Source organism: Chitinophaga silvisoli (assembly GCF_003412465.1).
In the GTDB taxonomy this organism is placed as follows: domain Bacteria; phylum Bacteroidota; class Bacteroidia; order Chitinophagales; family Chitinophagaceae; genus Chitinophaga; species Chitinophaga silvisoli.
The window spans coordinates 24074-41251 of the sequence record NZ_QTJV01000019.1; the positions used below are offsets into that span (position 1 = coordinate 24074).

The 17178-nt window shown below is 41.7% G+C and carries 15 protein-coding genes and 1 tRNA gene; 5 read left to right on the forward strand and 11 right to left on the reverse strand.

Annotation, left to right across the window (positions count from 1 at the left end; all coding sequences use genetic code 11):
* Positions 1–13 precede the first annotated feature (13 nt).
* The 3 genes from DXN04_RS32045 to DXN04_RS32055 all read right to left on the reverse strand — a co-directional run bounded on the left by DXN04_RS32045 (position 14) and on the right by DXN04_RS32055 (position 2973).
* Positions 14–874 (reverse strand): NAD-dependent epimerase/dehydratase family protein, encoded by an 861-nt coding sequence (locus DXN04_RS32045; RefSeq protein ID WP_116857514.1) that lies wholly within the window; start codon positions 872–874, stop codon positions 14–16.
* Positions 875–958: 84 nt separating this feature from the next.
* The gene (locus DXN04_RS32050; protein WP_199415186.1) at positions 959–1870 is read right to left on the reverse strand and encodes an AraC family transcriptional regulator; all 912 of its coding nucleotides are present in this window, start codon (positions 1868–1870) and stop codon (positions 959–961) included.
* A 95-nt stretch (positions 1871–1965) separates the two neighbouring features.
* Positions 1966–2973 (reverse strand): virulence RhuM family protein, encoded by a 1008-nt coding sequence (locus DXN04_RS32055; protein ID WP_116857515.1) that lies wholly within the window; start codon positions 2971–2973, stop codon positions 1966–1968.
* A 397-nt stretch (positions 2974–3370) separates the two neighbouring features.
* Here DXN04_RS32055 and DXN04_RS32060 point away from each other — a divergent pair, with 397 nt between their 5' ends.
* Positions 3371–6226, forward strand: a complete 2856-nt coding sequence (locus DXN04_RS32060) for a T9SS type A sorting domain-containing protein (protein ID WP_116857516.1) — start codon at positions 3371–3373, stop codon at positions 6224–6226.
* A 132-nt stretch (positions 6227–6358) separates the two neighbouring features.
* On the opposite strand, the gene DXN04_RS32065 is transcribed toward DXN04_RS32060, so the two are convergent.
* Together DXN04_RS32065 and DXN04_RS32070 are read right to left on the reverse strand one after the other, a co-directional pair.
* Complete coding sequence (locus DXN04_RS32065; RefSeq protein WP_116857517.1) at positions 6359–7201, reverse strand: sialate O-acetylesterase; 843 nt, start codon at positions 7199–7201, stop codon at positions 6359–6361.
* A gap of 25 nt (positions 7202–7226) precedes the next feature.
* A complete protein-coding gene (locus DXN04_RS32070; protein ID WP_116857518.1) occupies positions 7227–7763 on the reverse strand; it encodes a TetR/AcrR family transcriptional regulator in 537 nt (178 codons plus the stop codon).
* Positions 7764–7935: 172 nt separating this feature from the next.
* Between DXN04_RS32070 and nhaA the strand changes: the two genes are divergently transcribed.
* On the forward strand, positions 7936–9249 hold the full coding sequence (gene nhaA / locus DXN04_RS32075; RefSeq protein ID WP_233525736.1) for a Na+/H+ antiporter NhaA: 1314 nt from the start codon (positions 7936–7938) through the stop codon (positions 9247–9249).
* A gap of 91 nt (positions 9250–9340) precedes the next feature.
* Here the strand turns inward: nhaA and DXN04_RS32080 are convergent, their stop codons facing one another.
* Together DXN04_RS32080 and DXN04_RS32085 are read right to left on the reverse strand one after the other, a co-directional pair.
* A complete protein-coding gene (locus DXN04_RS32080; protein ID WP_116857519.1) occupies positions 9341–10810 on the reverse strand; it encodes a sensor histidine kinase in 1470 nt (489 codons plus the stop codon).
* Complete coding sequence (locus DXN04_RS32085) at positions 10811–11521, reverse strand: response regulator transcription factor (protein WP_116857520.1); 711 nt, start codon at positions 11519–11521, stop codon at positions 10811–10813. It abuts the gene before it with no gap.
* A gap of 126 nt (positions 11522–11647) precedes the next feature.
* Here DXN04_RS32085 and DXN04_RS32090 point away from each other — a divergent pair, with 126 nt between their 5' ends.
* The 3 genes from DXN04_RS32090 (at position 11648) to DXN04_RS32100 (ending at position 13438) form a co-directional block, all read left to right on the forward strand.
* Complete coding sequence (locus DXN04_RS32090) at positions 11648–12946, forward strand: spondin domain-containing protein (protein WP_116857521.1); 1299 nt, start codon at positions 11648–11650, stop codon at positions 12944–12946.
* 18 nt (positions 12947–12964) lie between these two features.
* Complete coding sequence (locus DXN04_RS32095; RefSeq protein WP_116857522.1) at positions 12965–13192, forward strand: hypothetical protein; 228 nt, start codon at positions 12965–12967, stop codon at positions 13190–13192.
* Positions 13193–13363: 171 nt separating this feature from the next.
* Positions 13364–13438 (forward strand) — tRNA-Pro (locus tag DXN04_RS32100).
* Between the two features lie 209 nt (positions 13439–13647).
* On the opposite strand, the gene DXN04_RS32105 is transcribed toward DXN04_RS32100, so the two are convergent.
* The 4 genes from DXN04_RS32105 to DXN04_RS32120 all read right to left on the reverse strand — a co-directional run bounded on the left by DXN04_RS32105 (position 13648) and on the right by DXN04_RS32120 (position 17170).
* The gene (locus DXN04_RS32105) at positions 13648–14052 is read right to left on the reverse strand and encodes a hypothetical protein (protein ID WP_116857523.1); all 405 of its coding nucleotides are present in this window, start codon (positions 14050–14052) and stop codon (positions 13648–13650) included.
* Positions 14053–14055: 3 nt separating this feature from the next.
* Positions 14056–15144: a hypothetical protein gene (locus DXN04_RS32110; protein ID WP_116857524.1), complete on the reverse strand. Its 1089-nt coding sequence runs from the start codon at positions 15142–15144 to the stop codon at positions 14056–14058.
* 418 nt (positions 15145–15562) lie between these two features.
* Entirely contained in the window at positions 15563–16288 is a 726-nt protein-coding gene (locus DXN04_RS32115) for a helix-turn-helix domain-containing protein (RefSeq protein WP_233525737.1), read from the reverse strand.
* 153 nt (positions 16289–16441) lie between these two features.
* Positions 16442–17170: an SDR family NAD(P)-dependent oxidoreductase gene (locus tag DXN04_RS32120; protein ID WP_116857526.1), complete on the reverse strand. Its 729-nt coding sequence runs from the start codon at positions 17168–17170 to the stop codon at positions 16442–16444.
* Positions 17171–17178: the final 8 nt, after the last annotated feature.

Consider the following 17178-nt stretch of genomic DNA (forward strand, 5'->3'; position numbering starts at 1 on the left):
ATTCCCACATTTTTTACAGGATATCAAGATCACGCGCCGTATAAAAACTCGGTACCAGTGGCCGAAAACCTGTTCTGTTGCGCAACTTCGTAATATCCTGCACACCCTGGAACGGATCGTCGAGTGGTCCGGCTGCTTCATCAAATATTTCTCCTGCATTGCCAACAGCATCAGCCAGTTCATACAAGGTGATCGGTGCATCATCGGCTACGTTAAAAATCTCCCCATCCAGGCCTTCGGTGTTGAGTAATAAAATCAGTGCTTGTGCTACATCCAGGTGATGAACCATATGCATGCGTGAACCCGGGTGTCTCTTGAACTTTTTCAGCAGCGGGATGCTCTCTTCGATATGCGGATCTTTGTCACCATACACGAAACCCAGGCGAAGTACGCGCACATCAAATCCCTGGTTTTGCTGCATGGCAATCAGTTCCTGTTCTGCAGCGATTTTGCTGGAAGAGTAAGCACGGGGATCATTGATATCAACTTTTTCATCTTCGCGGGCTGGTCTGCCATAACCTGAACCATACACGTTGGAGGTGCTGGTAAACACAAACCGTTTTACACCGGCTTCCAGCGCTGCCTGCGCAAGTGCGATGCTACCTTCACGGTTGGTTTTGATGATACCTTCGGTATCAGTGAACGTACGGAATAAGGCAGCCAGGTGAATCACGGCATCCATACCCGCAACGGCAGGTGGTAAAGTGGCCGGGTCATATAAATCGCCAGTAATAGCTTTTGCACCAAGTTGAATCAGGTCGCTTGCTTTAGCAGCATCTCTCACCAGGATAGATACATCATAACCTTTTGCTAAAAGGCGTGGTACGAAACGGCTTCCCACTTTTCCTGTTGCACCCGTTACTAAAATTTTCATTGCTAATTGGTTTATTGTTACAGGGCAAAGTTCCCCCGAAAATGCGGGGACAGCCAATCACGATCAAACCAATTATTATAATTTTCAAACCTTACGGAAGGCATTGGGTGTGCTACCGGTGAGCCGCCTGAAGTAGTTGTTGAAATAGGCGGGATATTCAAAACCGAGGGCGTAAGCAATCTCTGCCACACTCCAGTCGCTGTGCTGCAGGAGTGCTTTGGCTTCGGCAATGATTCGTGCTGCTATATGAGTGGAGGTGGGTTTGCCTGTCACTTCCTTGACGGCCCGGTTCAGGTAATTCACATGGATGGAAAGGTGGTTGGCATAATCCTGTGCGCTGCGTAGCCGGAGCGGTTCGTTGCTGCGCTCGATGGGGAATTGCCTTTCAAGGAGGTCGGTAAATAAATGAGCAATGCGGCTGGTACCGTTTTTAAATGGCAATGCATGTTTGGGGGGCTGGATCCGCAAGGCTTCGTGTATGATGAGTGTGATGCAGCTTTTGATTAATTCGCCCTTGTGAAGATAGTCGCCGTTGTAGACAGCCAGCATTTTCTCAAACAGGCCGGTCATAAAGCTCGTTTGTTCTGGATTGAGGGATATGACAGGGTTATCGCCCACCCGGAAAAGCGGGGAGTCTTGTAGTTCGCGCCCGCTGATGAAGGTTTCGGTGAAGATACAGGAGTAACCGCTGGTAGGGGTGACGCGATTGACCAGGGAATGCGGTACTCTTGGATTGACAAAAAAGAGGACGGTGCCTTTGATCTCCAGCAGCTGGCCGCCATAATTGATGGTCATGTCCCCATTGACCAGGCCCATTTTATAAAAGTCACGACGGCCTGCTTTGACGGGTATCTCAGCTGATCCGGGCAGGGTCTGCACCTTGAAACCATTTACCGGTGCCTCAGCCGATCCGGGTAGTGCCTGCACCTTAAACCCATTTAATCGCAGGTCTGCCAGATTCAAACCGGGAATTTCTGTGGTTGCTGGGAATGTCATGGGACAAAAATAGTAAAAATCAAACTTTTTGCTGTTGGTCGATCAGGTGGGTAAGATTGACGCAACGCGATTGGTGTAAGGGAAAATGATAATGGTTACTTTAGTAGGTCTTTAATTTCTTTCTCAAAATCACTTTTAAATGCCTTGTCTTGCCAAATCCGAAATTTTTCATATTCTGTTTCTGCCAATTTCATTGCAATTGCATGACTAATCTTGCCAGCATCAGTTAAAACCTGGTACTCATTAAATTGTAAGAAAGCATCCAGCTTATTTACCCAGTCAGCCATTTTCATTGGTAATTGTCTTGCAGCCTGATTTTCTGCGTAGTCTAAGTACATAGAAACAATTCTTTCCAACTCCTTGATTTCTTTTTCTATCAAGTAGTTCTTAGCTATACCAATATCGCTTTTTAATATTTTCCCTGTTGGAGAGTTTTTGAAGGTTTGTAAACCCATATTAGGTTTGTTCGCATCCGCTCTGTCCGCTATTATTTGAGCAGCTGTTTTTCCTGATATGGCATAATGTAGTTTATTCTGAACGGTTTTAAAGAATTCCTTAGTAATTATTGCGTCTTTATTATAATCAATACTACATTGTTCATATATGTCCGTTATTTTAAGATAAAATCGTCGTTCACTGGCTCTTATTTCCCTGATGCGTTCTAATAATTCCTCGAAATAGTCCTTATTAAAACGTTGTCCTTGTTTAAGTCGTTCGTCATCAAGCACAAAACCTTTAATAATAAATTCCTTGAGAATTTTCGTCGCCCATATACGGAACTGAGTAGCTTCAAAACTATTAACTCTATAGCCGATAGCTATAATGACATCAAGATTATAAAATTCCAATTCCCGTTTTATGTCTCTTAAACCTTCTTTTTGAACTATTCGAATTTTTCGAATAGTTGCTTCTTCTTCTAGTTCTCTACTTCTGTATATTTCTTTGAGATGATAATTAATTGTTTGAGTTTCAACCGAAAATAGCTCTCCTATCCTTTTTTGTGTGAGCCAGAAAGTGTCATTATTATAGACTACTTCGACTTTTATATGTCCTTTAGGGCTAGTATAGAAAATTATATCTGAAACCTGCGAATTTTCTTCCATTAGATAGTTGTTATTCCTGGAAAATTAAGCATCTTCTACATTTGAACAAAACAATTCTTTGTTTTTTAAATAATTGATTTATAGTTGTTTAAGATGATTTGGAGATCGGCTATTTTGATTTTGAAAAATACTGGTTAGCATGTAAATTATCGTTAGCATTTTGAAAAATTTGATTAATAGCCTTACCCCTTTGATGAAATAAGTTCGAAAATTGTCGGCTAGCCCAAGCATGGAACATAATATGAGGGAACAGGTATTTGATCTAATTTAAGATTGAACTCCTCGAGATTGTTAGGTTATTTCTGCCCCCCCGCCTTACTATGTCAAGTAGTTTTGTTTAACCCTTAATTCGCTAACTTAAATAGTGTGTTATCTCCCACCATTAAACCTTTATTCCATGCACAAATTCTACCTACCCTTTATTTTTCTACTGTTAAGTACGGTTACCATGAATGCCCAGGTATCCGTACATGCAAGCGCCGGTGTACCCGACAGCATTTACACCACCCTTAAAGGCGCATTCGATGCCATTAATGCAGGCACGCATCAAGGAGTGATAAAAATTTCCATTACAGGTTCTACCACTGAAACAAGCACCGCTAAGCTCAATGCCAGTGGAGGCACCTCTAATTACATTACCATAGAAATACGCCCCACCGTGGTTTGTACGCTCCGTGGTAACCTGCCTTCAGCTATGATTGACCTGAATGGTGCGGATAGCGTGATCATTGATGGCCGGATCAATGACACTGACACGACAAGAAGCCTGACAATTTCAAATATACATAGCAGCCTGACAGTACGCAGTTCTACGATACGTTTTATAAATGGGGCCAAAGGGAATACGGTACGCTATTGTAATATCGAGGGCTCCGGTCAGACGAAAGAAAGCGGGAATATTGTGCTGGCAGAAGCAGCGGTCAATACATCGCTGAATAATTCCTATAATGTCATTGATCACAATGAGATCCGGCCGGCAAATAACAGGGGAATGCTGTATGGCATACTGGGTAGGTTTGTGCTGCAGAATCTTGGATCTAATTACTACAATACCATTTCCAATAACCTGATCCACGGATTTTATAATTACAATACTACAAGTTTTGATATCCCTTTTACAGCAGGTATTTACCTGACTTATCATGAAGGCTTCCTTACGGTGAGTGGGAATAGTATTTATCAGACAGATACTATTAAGCAAAGCCAGTATTTTATGTACCTGGAACCCGTTGCCAACTGGAATATCAACAAAGACAACTATATAGGTGGTAGTGCTCCACATGCCGGCGGACATCCTGCTTATTATTCCGGTAATAATATCAGTGTAACGGGTATATATGATGCCAGTGGTTCTGACAGGAATCGCGGACAGGTAGATGGGAATGTGGTGACTAATTTTAAAATTTTGTCGTCCACTGGCAATGTAGGGTTTACCGGAATGGTATTTAACCGGACCAATGATCTGATTGGAGCATTGGAGAAGAATGTTGTTGGCTCAGTGAGTGATACAGGTGTCATAAGCGTTCAATGTGCCGGCTGTACTTACATGAATATTACAGGTGTGTTGCTTAGTAACTTGTACCGTGGCAGCCATTCGGCATTGAGATTAAAAAACATGGAAGTAGGAGGAATCAGTGCCGTAGCACCACTTTCAAATGCATCGGTAGCAGGTATTGTAAAAGACAATGGTTCTGATACGGTGATAATAGAAAACTGCATCGTCAGCCAGTTTGCCGTGAACGCTGATAGTGGCGCTGTATATGGCCTGGCACTAAACCATGGGAATTACCAGAGTGTATTTTGCCGGAATAATACTGTCAGTAATTTAAATTCCACTATCAATATACAAGGCATCTATTCTTTATTGTTGAACAGTGCAGGTGCATTTACTGCCAATACTATCATTGAGGATAACCAGGTATATGGTCTTTATAATAATGGTACTATAAAAGGATCGGTAAGGGGCATCCTTTCTGAAAATTTGCCTGGGACCGGGTCTGTCCTAAGTGTTTATCTCAATAATACCATCCGGCGAAATACCATTTATGATTTGTATACTACAAGTACTAATGCAGCTACTATTGTAACTGGTATTGAGAACACGAATATGTTTTATCAGTATTATTATGTAGACTCTAATAGTATTCATTCCCTGCATAACCCTGCTGCTTATTCAGGTACACAGTACTCTCCTGCCGTGCAGGGAATCAGTGCAAGAGGTCCAAGAAAAGCACCTGTCCGCATAAGGGGGAATATCATTTATGACCTGGAGAATACGGCTACACCTGTGGCATATGTGGCGGGCATTACCTGTTTGCATAATGGGGATGCCAATGTTTTACAGGTGCAGAAAAACAGGATTTATGACCTGAGAACGCCTTTGGCAACGTCTGGTATTGTGAGCGGGGTATTGTTAAACGGTGCATATGGTGCGGGCTCTTTCACTGTTCAGAATAATATGATCAGCCTGGCCCCTGATAAAACGGAGGTGTATGGCATTAATTTGTTGCAGATCTCTACTGCCGTTTCCTCTTATTATAATAGTGTTTGGATCGGTGGTACTGGGGCTGGTAGTAACATCTCTGCTGCGTTCAGGAAATCAAGGTTTACTGGTGCAACTGTTACTTCTGTTGATAACATCTATTATAATACCAGGACTGGTGGTACCGGAAATCATTATGCACTGGTGAATCAAAGGGCTGTGCCTGCGCAGGAATGGATCTTGTCTGACTATAATGATCTGTATAGTGTAAATCCGGCTACTGTGGGCTTATGGTATAATAAACCACTGAGTTTTGAGGTGTTTAAAGATAGTAGTAATATGGATCAGCATTCGATCTCCGTTCCTGTATCTTTTGTAGATGCGACAAGTGCTGATCTGCATTTAACGTCAGGAAACAGTGCGTTAGTTGCCGGCACGTCTTCGGTACCGGTTACTGATGATTATGATGGTGATCCGCGGCATGCGATTCCTACTATTGGTGCGGATGAACTGGAGGAGATGATGTCATTGCGGAAGGAGGAAGGTAAAGATTCAGTTGTTATTTATCCCAATCCCACACATGATTTCCTGGCGGTGAATATTGCCGGCAATGCTTTGTTGAGTGTGTATGATGCGCAGGGCAGGAAGATGTTTGATAAGGTGGCCGTTTCGAAAACGGTGGTAGATGTGCAAAAGTTAGTACCTGGTATGTATTTGCTGATGATCAGGACATCAACAGGAGTATCGGCGAAGTGGTTTATAAAACAATAAATTAATGGAGGTTGTAACAAAAGTAACTTGATGGATGTAGCATTCAATTAAAGAAAATGCTTTCCGTCAGGGAGCCGGATTAAAGCCTGGACATTTTACTTTTGCTACAACCTCTTTCTTTTGAGCATTATTTTATTGAAAGCTTGCCATCTCTTTCTGGAATGCTTCCACACTTATTTTACCGGTAGCAAAGTGGCTTTCCAATTGAAAGATTTGCTCACGTTTCGTCAGTGGCCTATTGTAAATAGTTGTCAGCAGTTCATTTTCATGGGGCAATGGGGCCAATACATCTGTCCTTTGGCTATAGGCCTGGTAATACCTGATTCCTAATACACGTAAAGATTCGGCATTGAAGTGCAAACCATCGGGGTTGGCACTTAAGCCCTGGGCACTTACATAGTAGCAATCAGGTTGATTTTGAGCATACGTTTTAAGTGCATCATTCACCAAAGGATAAGTGTTGAAATATTGCCCATACATTCCATGTGGCAGGAAATCGCCCAACGCGCCTATGACCAGGGGAGTCGTAGGGAGTCCTAATTCACTGCGTAATGCATCCATTATTACGGTCAGCTTTTGCTGGTATACCTGTGCACGTTCGGGAAAGCAATCGTTTTCGCCCTGGTGCCAGAGGATACCTTGAATTGTACTGCTACGTTGTGCCAGTTTTGCTTGTGCAATGGCATGATCGAAGAGTGCACTTCCTACAGTCCAGTCGTCCAGACTTGTGCCTCCTTCGGCAGCCGGTATGAGACCAATTCTGTGGTTAGGGTGATCCAGTCGCCAGGCTGCTGCGAAGCTGGAAGCGAGACCAATACCGGATCCGGGTCTGTCGTTGTGAATAGGTTCTGTCATCATCTGCCAACGGCCATTTCGAAGCATCTGGATGCCTTCATTGATGATAGCGGGCACTTCGTGGGCAAAACCACGCCCGGCCATATTTGATTGTCCTATGAGGAGGAAAGAGGAGATCATGTTATAATTGTTTTTACCAGGCTGTTTATTTCATCCCGATACTTCTGCGAAAGGAATACCAGGCCATTCTTTTAATCTCATTGGGAGCAATATCTCCTGAGCGATAGGCCTCAATGGTCGTATGAATCATTTGGATAAACAATAGCCTGATCCAGGCAGCATCAATTTTATCGCTGATTATTTTTTTCTGCTGCAGTTGCGGGATCAATTGAAACCACTTTTCCCTGGCTGAGGTGTATTTTGAATTAGTGGATGTGGGCTGCTGTTTGCTGAGCTTGTGAAGAAATGCATATTTTACGCCGCAATCAATACCGGCATAGAGCATGCCTTCCAGTTGTTTTACAGGGTCATCTGAATTACTACAGGCTTGTAGCATGGCTGTTTCCCATGTCTGCATCATATTGAGAAGGCAGGCATCTATTAATGCTGTTCTGTCTTTGAAATAACGATGAAGGGTGCGACGGCTTAACCCGGCTTTATCCGCAATTACGTCTATGGGCGCTGAAAAGTCCTCGTTTAATACTTCTATGGCGCTGTCCAGAATTTTTTGCTGACTTTCCATGGCCCAAAGGTATGTAAAATGTCACAAAGTTGAGACATTTTGATTGTGGTGTTTTATTTTATTGATGCTATCAGGGAGGATCCAGTACCTTAGTGGTGTTATAAAACATAGATGTTGTTTACCTGGAAGATGTAATTTTGGATCTTTTATGCAGTAATTATTCTTTCCCTAATTGAAAAAAGATATGGCAAGAACTCCGATAGAACATATACTCAAACCTGTAAGCAGATTTATCCACCAGGAATTTACAGGAGGCATCGTCTTATTTGTAAGTGTAATTATTGCAATTATATGGGCAAATTCTCCTGCAAGGGAAAGTTACCTTCATCTGTGGGAGACGAATTTAAGGGTTGGGTTTAATAACATGACGTTTGACAAACCCTTGCACATCTGGATTAACGACGGACTGATGGCTTTGTTCTTTTTCGTGATAGGACTGGAATTAAAGCGTGAGTTTATCGCCGGAGAACTTTCTTCTATGAAGAAAGCATCTTTGCCAATGATAGCGGCATTGGGTGGGATGATTGTCCCGGCACTAATCTATATATCAATGAATAGTGGATTGTCTTCATCCGGTGGATGGGGGATTCCAATGGCAACAGATATTGCATTTTCCCTGGCCTTATTGTCGCTGGCCGGCAGGCGTATCCCTGCTTCCGTGAAGGTTTTTCTTTCAGCGCTTGCAGTTGCGGATGATTTGGGAGCTGTGTTGGTCATCGCATTTTTTTATACAGCCAAAATTGCGTTTTTCCCTTTGGTGATAGCAGGGGGAGTATTGATGTTGCTTGTCGCAGGTAACTTATTGGGTATACGTCATCCTATTTTTTACCTGATCCTGGGTATCATTGTTTGGGCTGGATTTTTAATGTCTGGTGTACATGCAACAATAGCTGGTGTATTGGTGGCTTTTACTATTCCTGCCCGGCCTAAGATTGATGAAGATGAATTTTTGAGGGATGCGCGTTGTTATGCAGATGAGTTTGAAGTAGCGCGTAGACAGGATGGTTCATTGATTTCACCGGAGCAGTTGCGTGCACTTGAAAAAATCAAGCAGTTGAGCGTGGATGCAGAGACTCCCTTGCAGAAGATAGAGAATTCTCTTCATCCATGGGTGGCTTTCATCATAATGCCTTTGTTTGCATTGGCTAATTCCGGGATGGTAATAGGGAATGACTTTTTCTCCTCTCTTGTAAACCCGGTTAGTATGGGAATATTATTGGGGTTGTTTTTCGGAAAGTTCATTGGTGTGTTCTCTTTTACCTGGCTCATGGTAAAAATGAAGTTGGCCAGCTTACCAGGGAATGCTAAATGGATGCATATATGTGGTGTCGCTATCCTGGCAGGTATTGGTTTTACGATGTCACTTTTTATAACAGGGTTAGCGTTTACCGATGAGGTATTTATTACGCAGGCCAAGTACGGTATTTTGGTAGCTTCTTTTATTGCTGGCACAGTTGGATTAGTAGTACTTCGGCGTATTAAATAAGCATGATTGTGCATATCTGCTGGCGGATACTATCAGCGAAGATGCAAAGGAGCCATTTTTTGTGGCTTGCAAAAGTATTCAGGATTGTTGTTTATACAGTCTGTAATTCGAAATTAAAAGTTGTACCCTTGCCAGGAGTGCTGGCTACTGTAATGACTGTATGATGCAACTCAAGGATCTTTTTTACAATTGCCAGGCCAATGCCCATGCCTTTTGAGGTGGCGGAGCGAGGTTGTGATTGTTTATAGCGTTCAAAAATATGTGTCAGGTCTTCGGTCGAAATACCAATACCTGTGTCCGATATGGATATTTTTACGCCGGCATTTGTTTCCTGTAAGTGAAGCGAAATAGTGCCGCCGGTAGGCGTAAATTTAAATGCATTGTCCAGTAGATTCTGCAATACCCGCTCGGTAAGAGAAATATCAGCAAAGACCAGTGCCAGGTTATCAGGTGCATAAAAGCCCAGGCGGATACCTTTTTCTGCTGCCTGCAATTGGTAGGCCATCATGATGTCTGCTGCCAGTTCGGCCACCTGGAATGGTTCTTTATCAGGGGTGATCAGGTTGGCCTCCAGTTTGGCATATTGAAATAGTTGTTCCACCAGCACGGACAGTTTACGATTGCTGTCATATACAATCGTCAGGAACTTTTCCTTTTCGGTATTTGTCAGCTCATTCTTTTTCATCATCAGTGTTTCAACATATCCCTGCATGATAGATAAGGGGGTACGAAGATCGTGTGATATGTTTGCAATCAGTTCCTGCCTGAATTTATCAGTTGCGGAGATTTTTTCAATGTTGTCCACAATTACATCAGCCATTTCATTGAAGGTGGATGTCAGCATTCCCAGATTACCTTTTGCATAACCTTCTATACGTGCTGTGTAATCGCCTTCTTTAAATCGCTTTACCACTCCTGCTATACGGCAGATGCTGTCGGTGATCAGGAAAAAGGTAACTACGCCTACGATAAACGCTACAATGAGTGCTGCAAAGAACATATAGCTGGCAAGACGCAGGTATAAATTATTATCTAATGATTGCAAGATCTCTTTTTGTTTTTCGCTGGCCAGCACTGCGTACACATACCCTACTAATTTTCCTTTTTCATAAACCGGTGCAGCTGAAAAGATACTGGGTTCACCGGGTTGTTTGGGATTATCTCCCATAGGGCGTTGCAACCTGGAAGCGGCAAGCCATTGGTGAACTGTGTTGATATTTACTTTGTGCATCTGCACTGTTTTGTCCGGCACCACATAATCTTTGATATTGCCGGCGGTATCCAGCAAATATACTTCCACGACAGGGTTGGCTACCATTGTACTGTGAATGATGTCGTGTGTGACACTGGTATCCGGTTGGCCATTTTTAAAGGGCTGGGTAAAGGAGGCCAGGTGTTGTGCGATATCACCATATAATTCCTGGTGTGCGGCAGTATAGTAAGTTCGGGAAAAATTGGAGGCGATACCTACGAATATTATCCCCAGCATGATCAATAGTGCAGTGAACACTATTGTGATCTTCCAGAACAGCCGATTGCCTTTTATAGTTCTTACTGACATTTATAATTCCTCGTTAAACCTGTAGCCTACGCCCCAGGTGGTTAATATAAACTGCGGGTTCGATACGTCGGTTTCAATCTTTGCTCGCAGGCGGTTGATATGACTGTTCACCGTATGTTCATAGCCTTCAAAATCGTAGCCCCAGACCAGGTTCAGAAGCCGTTTCCTGCTATAGCTCTTGCCGGGATTAGATGCCAGCAGGGTAATCAGTTCAAATTCTTTTGGTGATAGATCTATGCGGTTATTGTGAAGGGTGACTTTTCTTTTATCGAGATCGATTTCGAGTCCGCTACAGGAGATGATGGTGGCTATTGTAGCAGGAGTGGATTCAGTAGCGAAATCTTCGCTTCTGCGAAAGATGACTTTAACCCGGGCAATAAATTCCCGGATGCTGAATGGTTTGGTCAGGTAATCATCAGCGCCGGTTTCAAGTCCCATTACCTTATCAATTTCTTCACTCCTGGCGGTAAGCATCAGGATGGGCGTTTGCCGGTCGGTCTGCCGTAGTTTCCGGCAAATCTCCATGCCATTCAGACCAGGTAATGTAATATCGAGTATGATCAGGCTAAAATGGCCTTCCCTTGCAGCTGCCAGTCCTTTCAAGCCATCGCTTTCGCTGGCTACTCTGCATCCGAGGTCATATAAATGAATGCGGAGGAGTTCAACTATGTTGGGATCATCTTCAATAATCAATACAGTTTTGTTATCCATAATCAACGATTATAACAAAGTTGCTAAATAAAACTGTGGAAAAGTCACTGTGATACTTTTGTTACAATTCTGCAATACCTGTGGGATATGGTTTGATTTGTTTTGTGGTACTAAAATATACCCAAGATGAAATATAACCTGTTGAAAACGTATTATTTATTTGCTTCTGTGCTGACTCTGGCTGCCTGTAAGAAGGATGATGACATGCCGTCGGCCCAATCTACTACTATTTCTATTGAGAATGTGCTGGATAGTAAGCCTTTGGTTGAGACTGGTACTTTCCAGGGAACCGGAACGCCGCCGGTTATTTTGCCGGGGCAGTCGACCAGTTTTACATTTTCTGCTGCCAAAAACCAGCGGCTCACATTTGCTACGATGTATGGCTGGAGCAATGACCTGTTTTTTGCGCCGGATAACCCGGGGATTCAGTTGTATAATGACAATGGGGAGCCTATTACCGGGGATGTATCAGACCAGATAAAGTTGTGGGATAATGGTACGCGGCAAAATCAGGTGCCGGGGTCGGCAGTGGTTCACCCTGGTACGGCTGAAAGTGCGGCTAAGAATATCAAGGAGGTGAGTGGGACTGATGATTATGGTAATTCTTACCTGGCTGCTTCAAAGCTGATGAAGGTAATGCTGGCGTATAATGGTAATTCTATGTTTACAGTTACCATCAGTAATATCTCGGGCGGCACGGGCAATGAAACGCCTTTTAGCCCGGGTGTCTGGACTATTTCTTATGTAGCGGGTGGTAACCAGTTATTGCCTGAGGCGATTTATTCGGCGGGCAAACCGTCAGCCAATGGTCTTACCAATATTGCTGAAATGGGAGATAATTCTGTACTGAATACTTACCTGATGGGTAAAACGGGGATTTTTACGCCGTTGTCGCCAGTATTGGTAGTCGTTTATAATGGGCAGGCAAATCCATTTTTTATGACGGGAGAAAATGATCGTGGTGAGGGGCTGAAGGACCTGGCACAGAAAGGGAGTGCTGATGCGTTGGCGGCGGCGTTGAAAACGAAGGCAGGGGTTAAGGCGGTATATGTGCTTAAAGATGCCACCAATACGGTTTTATTACCAAGGATTAATGGGGCTGCCGGGGGGAGTGTATCGCAGCAATTATCTGTGGTAAAGGGTGATAGGGTGGCTATTGCAACGATGTATGGGTTTTCAAACGACTGGTTTTTTGCTACTTCGGGCAATGATTGGGACGCTACGCAAAAGGGGGATCTTTCTTCTACGATAGGATTGTATGATGATGGAACTGCCGTGAACCAGTTTCCGGGGGCTGGGATTACACAGTTTAACCTGGCGGGTACGCCATTGACAGAGTCGAAAGTGATAGCGGCTGTACCTAACCCTAATGCATTTACGACATTGCCGGCTATCAGTAGTATTATTAAAGTGACGCTTCAATAACAATTAAAATAAATTACCATGAAATCGATTCTTAAAATTTCTGTTGTTATGCTTATGCTTGGATATGGTTCTTTGACTGCTGTTGCACAGGATAAAAAGCAGGAGGGGCCAAAGGTGAAGACGGAGAAGAAAATGAAGATGAAGATGAAAGATCATGTATGTACGCAGGCTTGTCATGATAGTGGGAAGCATGTGTATGCGCATGGAGAGAAGGGGCATGTGTGTACGAGTGCATGTAAGAAATAGGATGTTTATTGAGTAAGGGCGGGAATGAGGTTTCCGCCCTTGCTCATAGATTCAGGTTCTCTTTTTGAATTCATTTAAAAAAAAATGGAGTAATAATTTGGTAAGTTTTCTAAAAATTTATTACGTTTGCGCTCCCAAACACGGAAGTATCTGTTGTAGAGCTGTGTTTTTCGGGGCGTAGCGTAGCCCGGTTATCGCGCCTGCTTTGGGAGCAGGAGGTCGCAAGTTCGAATCTTGCCGCCCCGACGAATCGTAAAAAAGGAGATCAAGCAATTGATCTCCTTTTTTGTGTTTATATCTTCTGAATGCTGTTCAATTTGGCAATTATTCCTAATACGCTACATGCCATCTTTGTTCGAAGTCCCCTAATTTTTCAAACGACAGTAAATCTGAAGGTTCATTTATCTTAATAGTGATATTTTTAACTTGCTTATTGATAATGTTTTCTCAACACTCTAATTTTCATCACCCTGTTTATAAAGCCATCCTCTTTCTGTTGCGTAATTTTTTAGCTTTTTGGCTTTTTTCTCTATTTGACCATTAGGCAGTTCCTCGAAATCAATAAAAGAATGTCCGTCAAAGGGAAAATTGTTTTCTGTACAGTTTAGCGCTTCATTATTACATTCCTGAATAGTTACTGCAACTACACCATAAGATTTAAAGTCACTATTCATATTGGTAAAATGTGCATGAGATTCTTTAGGGCTATATTTCTCGCCATTATAAACAGAAAGTTTATAATCATCTTTTGGGGTTGGTCTGAATACCTGAGATGTAATGCTAAAGACCTGGGAAGATATTTTATCAGCCTGTACAAAAGAAGGATGAACTTGTCTTAATAGTAATGTGTCTTGGTGCATTTCCTAAACTTTAAAAATATCTGCTAAATTTTTATTAAGTAATTTCCAATCAGCATCACTAACCAAATTTAATGTATGTTCAATAGCATTATCAGTATTGTGATCTAAGGATTGATAAAATCCAGATTTGTGAGCCAAGTCTATGGTTAAACTTATGTCATGGCTTTCAAACGACCATTCTGCCTGAATTCCCCCCAATGGCGTAGGATACAGATATGGTAGTGGTAAGACTGGATTGTAATTGTTTTCGAAAATTTCTGCAAACCAGGTTAAATCTTCTTTTTTCATTCCTACTCCTTCACCATTAAACCAGCCTGCCTCTAGATTTGAAAATTCTTCAAGTCGAGATGGAACATCTAATGGGTCAAGAATAGAAATATGTTCAATTGATTCAAAACTTACTAATTTATCATGTTTATCAAAATGACCAAGTCCGGAAATTAACACTCGCGTTTGGGATTCATAATTATTGAATGCTTCGAGTATGGTTGCAGCATGTACTCCCAATAGTTTAGCAGTTATTCTTTGACCATTATTGGTCATAATAGTAAATGTTCTTTTACTTTTATCAGCTTCTGGAATTGTTCCCCTGATTGTTGTTTCAAGTGTAACTTCACTAATATTTGAAGATGCTAAAACTAATTTTTTACGAGTTGTTTTGTTTAGTTTAGCTTGCAAAGCAGAATCAGGGCTGAAATCAATGGCTTCGTCATCCCTCAGTCTTTTACCTATGCGATTAAAATAGGCCAATAAATTTTCTGGTATATATTGGGTGACTTCTTTTCCATTATTGGCTGCATCTATGGATTTTATAATGTTATCTTTTGCTTTTTCAAAATACTGATAATTATCATCAGGAAATAATCCAAAGGATGCTGTAACCAGCAAAAAGTTGAGTATGGTACTACCCTCTTCAATTGAGGATAATTTTAATTCTACTTTATTGTTAAAACCTCGTGGCACACGTTTTCTGTCTGGATTTTCTTCCAGATATATCCATTTGGCAACCTCAATAAACAACTCTTCCAAAGCCGCAAAATCTTCTAATAATTCCAATGGAATAGTATGGTCGTCGAAACGTTTGCCAGTCATTCTTGGTTTTAGAAATTCAGTACTATATGACATACCCGATTTAAATACCTTTTTAAAACCTGCTGATAATTCAGTTTATCAGGACTATTTAAAGATACGAAGAATTATTTTTACCACAAATAATTGACAATGAATTGATTGTGTGTTGTTTGTTTTGAAAATAGATATTTTGATTTAATAACTACATTTTACTCCTTGCCGACTTATTTGTTGATTCTGACTGATATGCTTCATTTAGTATCGGATCATTTATTATTAAGTTCGAAAAGTGTCCTGTCACACCGACCATATAAAACCCCTTCAGATCCAAAGATCTGAAGGGGTTTTATATTTAATCAATTTTTGAATCCATTTATAAGAAAGTCTTATCGCACTGGTTTTAAATACAAGCAGTTCAAGTCCATTTTGAACACCAGCATTACCCAGCCAGGTCAGTCGGTGTGTACCCAAAATGTTTTTTGAAAGCATAGGAAAAATGCGATAAGTTTTCAAAGCCCACTTCGTAGTATACGTCAATCGGTTTCTTTTTCTTTTCAACAAAATGATAGTGTGCCAATTCCAATCGCTTTTGCGTAAGCCAGCGCTGAGGTGTAGTGTTGAATATTTTACTAAAATCCCGCTTGAAAGTGGTTAAGCTACGACCGGTTAGGTAACCGAATTTTTCCAATGGCAGGTTGAACATAAAGTTCTTTTCCATATAGTCTGCCAGATCTATTTTTCCAGGTTCTTCGAAGTTCGCCAACACATTGTCTATTCCTTTGTCGATAGCCCTGAGAATACTAATGGCTTCTGTAATTTTCAATGATGCAATATTTTCGGGAAGCTCTTTCATTTCAAAGTATGGGATCAGGGATGCCATGCAACTTTCAAGCAGGGGATGGTTGTTGAATGTATATATTTTCCGGGATTCCGAGGCTTTAGGTTTTACGGCCAGGTTGGCGTAAAATTCACTAAGCCTTTTGGTTGACAGGTGCATCACCACGGTTTGGTGGGGTTGCCCGTCTTTGGGATAATTGATGATTGTTGCCAGTTGATTTCTGGGGATCAAAAATATATCGCCTTTTTTAAAAATGTAAGTCGCATCTGCCTGGACGATCTTGGTCTCTCCTGAAATGAACCAAATGAGCATATGATGGTCGAACATAATATCCGATTTAAAAAACTTGTCTTCGTAACAAGAGAGTTTAATATCCTCGGTTATATATTTTGCCTGATATTCCATACTTTATGTTTTTGATAGTCCTTTCTTCAGACTGTTAATTATGAATACAAAAATAAAAGTAATCATGATATTCATTTAGATGGATTGACCGCCATCGATCAGGAAATTTGAACCGGTAATAAATGAAGATTCGTTGCCCGATAAATAAGTTATCAAATCGGCTACTTCATTGGCCTTTCCTAATCTGGATAAGGGGATACTACCCACGAGTTGTTCCTCAAGCGCAGCATCCAGTCCTATTTTATTCAAGATTTCCGTAGCAACAGGCCCGGGGCTAACTGCATTCACACGGATTTTACGGGAAGCTAGTTCAAGCGCTGCAATTTTCATAACGGCATTAATGGCAGATTTACTTGCTGCATATACCGATGCGTTTTGCGGGGAAATGGTTGCGGATGTTGACGACAAAAATATCACCGATGCGTTATCATTTAAAACGGGGATAAATTTACTTAATGTAAAATAAGCTCCTTTGAAATTTACATTCATTATTTCGTCAAACACATTTTCGGTCATCGACTCAATAGGAGCTAATTTTGTAATGCCCGCATTGATGAGTAAAATATCTACTTTGCCAAATTGCGCTTTCACTTCTGATACCAGCATATCGATGTCAGATAATTTGGATTGGTCAGCCACCACTCCACTTACATGGAGTGTTGAGGCTGCCGTTTCAATTGCTTCTTTTCTTCTGCCGGTGATAATGACCCTTGCGCCTTTTTCGGTAAGCGTTTTTGCGGTGGCATACCCGATGCCACTATTGCCACCGGTAATAACCGCTACTTTATTTTGTAAATTATTCATTTTAATTA